Here is a 3,971-nt window from a genome sequence, read left to right as displayed (position 1 = left end):
ACAACGCGTTCTTAAAGAGTTCGCTGAGGTTTTCTTTGTTGAGTTCTATTGGGTTTCCGCCGCATGAGGGGTCGATGATTGCGCCCTGGACGAGGTCGGGGATTGATGCTTCGGTGACGCCCAGGTCTGACAGTTTGCGCGGGATGCCGAGGCTGTCGTTGAACTCCTGCACAAAGGCGCGGAAGCCGTCAAAGCCGCCGTCGACACCCAGATAGGCCGCAGCCCGCGTGAACCGGTCTGCGATGGCGGGGGCGTTGAACTCCAGAACGCAGGGCATGCAAACCGCGTTGGTGGTGCCGTGATGGGTGTTGAACACCGCGCCTATGGGGTGGCTCATGGCGTGGATCGCACCCAGACCCTTTTGGAAGGCGGTTGCACCCATCGCCGCCGCGCTCATCATCTGGGCGCGGGCCTCGATATCGGCGCCGTCGGCGTAGGCGCGCGGCAGGTACTCTTTGACCAGCCGCATCCCTTCCAGAGCAATTCCCTGAGACATCGGATGGTAATGGGGGCTGGAAAACGCCTCGACGCAATGGGCAAAAGCGTCCAGGCCAGTGCCTGCGGTGATGAACTTCGGCATGCCCACGGTCAGTTCGGGATCGCAGATCACCACCGAGGGCAGCACCTTGGGGTGGAAGATGATCTTCTTGGCGTGGGTATCGGAATTAGTGATGACGCTGGCGCGGCCCACCTCAGACCCGGTGCCTGCGGTGGTCGGCACCGCGATAATCGGCGCGATGGCATCGGCATCCGCGCGGGTCCACCAGTCGCCAATGTCCTCAAAATCCCAGACGGGGCGCGTCTGACCGGCTATGAAGGCGACCATCTTGCCCAGATCCAGCCCTGAGCCGCCGCCAAACGCGATCACCCCGTCATGGCCCCCGGCGTTATAGGCTTCCACACCGGCGTCGAGATTTTTCTCATTCGGGTTCGGGTCCACATCCGCGAACAGACCCCGGCCCAGGCCAGCCGCCTCCATGATGTCCAGCGTCGCCGTGGTGATCGGCAGATCGGCCAGCCCCTTGTCGGTGACCAGCAATGGCTTTTTCATGCCAGCAGCAGCACAGGCCTCGGGCAGTTCCCTGATGCGGCCAGCACCGAACTTGATTGCGGTCGGATAGGACCAGTTTCCAACAAGGCTCATGATGTCACCTTCTTCAGATGGTAGGATTTGGGACGGGTCAGGTTGTGATAGCCGATGACGGACAATCCCCCGCCCCGCCCGGTATTCTTGCACCCGGTCCAACACAGGCCCGGATCCAGATAATCAGCCCGGTTCATGAACACGGTGCCGGTCTCGATTCGGTCACCCACACGGGCCGCACTGTCCACATCCCGGGTCCAAAGGCTGGCAGTCAGGCCAAATTCGCTGTCATTCATCAGCGCGATGGCCTCGTCATCCGAGGACACCTTCATGATGCCGACCACAGGGCCAAAGCTTTCATCCCGCATCACCCGCATGTCGTGGGTGACGCCTGTAAGGATCTGCGGCGTCAGGTATGCGCCGCCGTCATCCTCGGGGAAGGTCTCGATATGGGCCACCGCGCCATCGGCGACCGCCTCGGCAATCTGCGCACGTACCTCATCGGCAAAGCGCACATTGGCCATCGGGCCCATGGTGGTCTCAGCGTCCAGCGGATTACCCAGCTTATAGCCCTTCACGATCTCGACCGCCTTGGCAACGAAGTCGTCATAGAGACTTTCGTGCACATAAATCCGCTCGATACCACAGCAGCACTGGCCCGCGTTGAACATCGCCCCGTCGATCAGCGTATCGACCGCCGCGTCCAAATCGGCATCCTCCATGACATAGCCCGGATCCTTGCCGCCCAGCTCGGTACCGACACCGGTAAAGGTGCCTGCCGCCGCACGCTCCATCGCCTGGCCACCACCGACCGAACCGGTGAAGTTCACAAAGTCAAACGCGTTGCCCGCAATCAGATCGTTGGTCACGTCATGGGTCAGGAAGACATTCTGGAACACGTCCTCCGGAACACCTGCCGCATGGAAGGCCTGCGCCATCCGCTCGCCCACCAGCAGGGTCTGCGTGGCGTGTTTCAAAACCACCGTATTGCCCGCAATCAGCGCCGGCGCCACCGTGTTGATCGCCGTCATGTAAGGATAGTTCCAGGGCGCCACCACAAACACCACCCCATGCGGGATGCGCTTGATATACCGTTTGAAGGTCTCATCCTCGCCCACCGCGATATCAGCCAGAGAGGCCTCGGCAATCTGCGCCATGTGACTGGCCCGTTCGTTGAAGCCGCCAAACTCACCACCATAGCGTACCGGGCGGCCCATCATATGCGCCAGTTCCGGCACGATCTCGTCATTCATGGCACCCACGGCAGCGACGCCCGCCATCACCAGATCGATCCGCTCCTGCAACGGCCGCGCCGCCCAATCCGCCTGCGCGACCCGCGCCCGGCCCGCAACCTCAAACGCTGCCTCACGCGACAGCACCTCGCGTTCCGCAAAAACCGATCCATCGACCGGCGAGATACACTTCAGTGTCTGGGCCATCCCAACCTCTTGTCTGTTCGCAAGGCACACCCTGCTTCATCTTTTCCCAAATACTCTCGCCGAAGGCATCCGGGGGCGCAGCGCCCGGACCTGTTGGCTTACGCCCGCTCGAACCCGCGCGCCACTTCCCAATCGGTCACCACGCGCTCGAATTCCTCGATCTCCACCTCGGCCGCGCGGGTATAGTGATCGACCACCTCATCCCCCATCGCCGCGCGCAGCATCTCTGATCCGTGCAAAGCGTTGCGTGCATCCTTCAGCGTGCCCGGGATCATCCCGCTCTCACCCTGGTAGACATCCCCCTTGGTCGGCGGCTGCAGCTCCAACCCTTCTTCAATCCCCGCGATCCCGGCGGCCAGCATCCCCGCCATCGCCAGATAGGGGTTCATGTCCGATCCCGGAATACGGCACTCAACCCGCACCCCCTTGGTACCATCGCCGCACAGGCGGTACCCGGCGGTGCGGTTGTCCACCGACCAGATGATCCGCGTGGGCGCAAAGGTGCCCTTCATGAAGCGCTTGTAGCTGTTGATGTAAGGCGCCATGAAATAGGTGTAATCGGCGGCGTATTTCAACAAACCGGCCATGTAGCTTTTCATCAGCGCCGACATGCCCAGCTCATCCGACTTGTCAAAAAACGCCGGTTGCCCATCCGCCCAAAGCGACTGATGCACATGGCTGGAGCTGCCAACCTTGTCGTGATGCCATTTCGGCAGAAAGGTCGCCGCATGCCCGTGCTGCCACGCAATCTCCTTCACCGCATTCTTGGCGATCGAGTGATACTCGGCCGTCTCCATCGCAGGCGCATATTTGATGTTCAGCTCTTCCTGCCCGGTCTCGGCCTCACCCTTTGTATTCTCAACCGGTATCCCCGCATTCCACAGATGATTGCGGATCGGGCGCATCACATGTTCTTCCTTGGTGGTCTGAAGAATGTGATAATCCTCGTTATACCCCGAGATCGGCTCAAGATCGCGGAAGCCTTCTTTGCGGATCTGGTCAAAGCTCTTTTCGAACAGAAAAAACTCCAGCTCCGTCGCGCACATCGCCTCATAGCCCATGGCCTTCAGACGGTTGACCTGGCGTTTCAAGATCGAACGCGGCGCATGCGGCACTTCCTCATGCGTGTGGTGATCCAGCACATCGCACATCACCATCGCCGTACCTTCCAACCACGGCACCAGCCGCAGAGTGCCCAGATCCGGCTTCATCACATAGTCGCCATACCCCCGCTCCCAACTGGTCGACGCATAGCCATCCGGCGTCCCCATCTCAAGATCCGTCGCCAGCAGGTAATTGCAGCAATGCGTCTCCTCCCACGCACCAGCAACAAAATGACCCGCATGAAAACGCTTCCCCATCAAACGACCCTGCATGTCAACAAAACACACCAATACAGTGTCAACATCACCCGCAGATACCTGCCCCTTCAAACCTTCAAAGTTGAG

Annotated in this window: 3 protein-coding genes; all 3 read right to left on the bottom strand. The window is 60.6% G+C overall.

Translation table 11 applies throughout. The features are described from left to right. Positions 1-1,144, bottom strand: a 1,144-nt coding sequence (locus ACR0D7_RS19290) for an iron-containing alcohol dehydrogenase (RefSeq protein WP_480680467.1), incomplete at its 3' end; no start/stop codon positions are given. Next, entirely contained in the window at positions 1,141-2,523 is a 1,383-nt protein-coding gene (locus tag ACR0D7_RS19285) for an aldehyde dehydrogenase family protein (protein ID WP_480680466.1), read from the bottom strand. The genes ACR0D7_RS19290 and ACR0D7_RS19285, both read right to left, overlap by 4 nt. A 98-nt stretch (positions 2,524-2,621) precedes the next feature. Then, a partial coding sequence (locus ACR0D7_RS19280) for a glutamine synthetase family protein (RefSeq protein WP_480680465.1) occupies positions 2,622-3,971 on the bottom strand: 1,350 nt, incomplete at its 5' end.

It is taken from the genome of Ruegeria sp. BB7, from assembly GCF_056539365.1.
Note: the sequence above shows the minus strand (reverse complement) of the source record. Positions and strands in the feature narration are given on the sequence as shown.

What these genes read in the sequence shown, in the direction of transcription:
- ACR0D7_RS19285 (WP_480680466.1), bottom strand. Translation starts at nt 2,523, where the DNA reads ATGGCCCAGACACTGAAGTGTATCTCGCCGGTCGATGGATCGGTTTTT.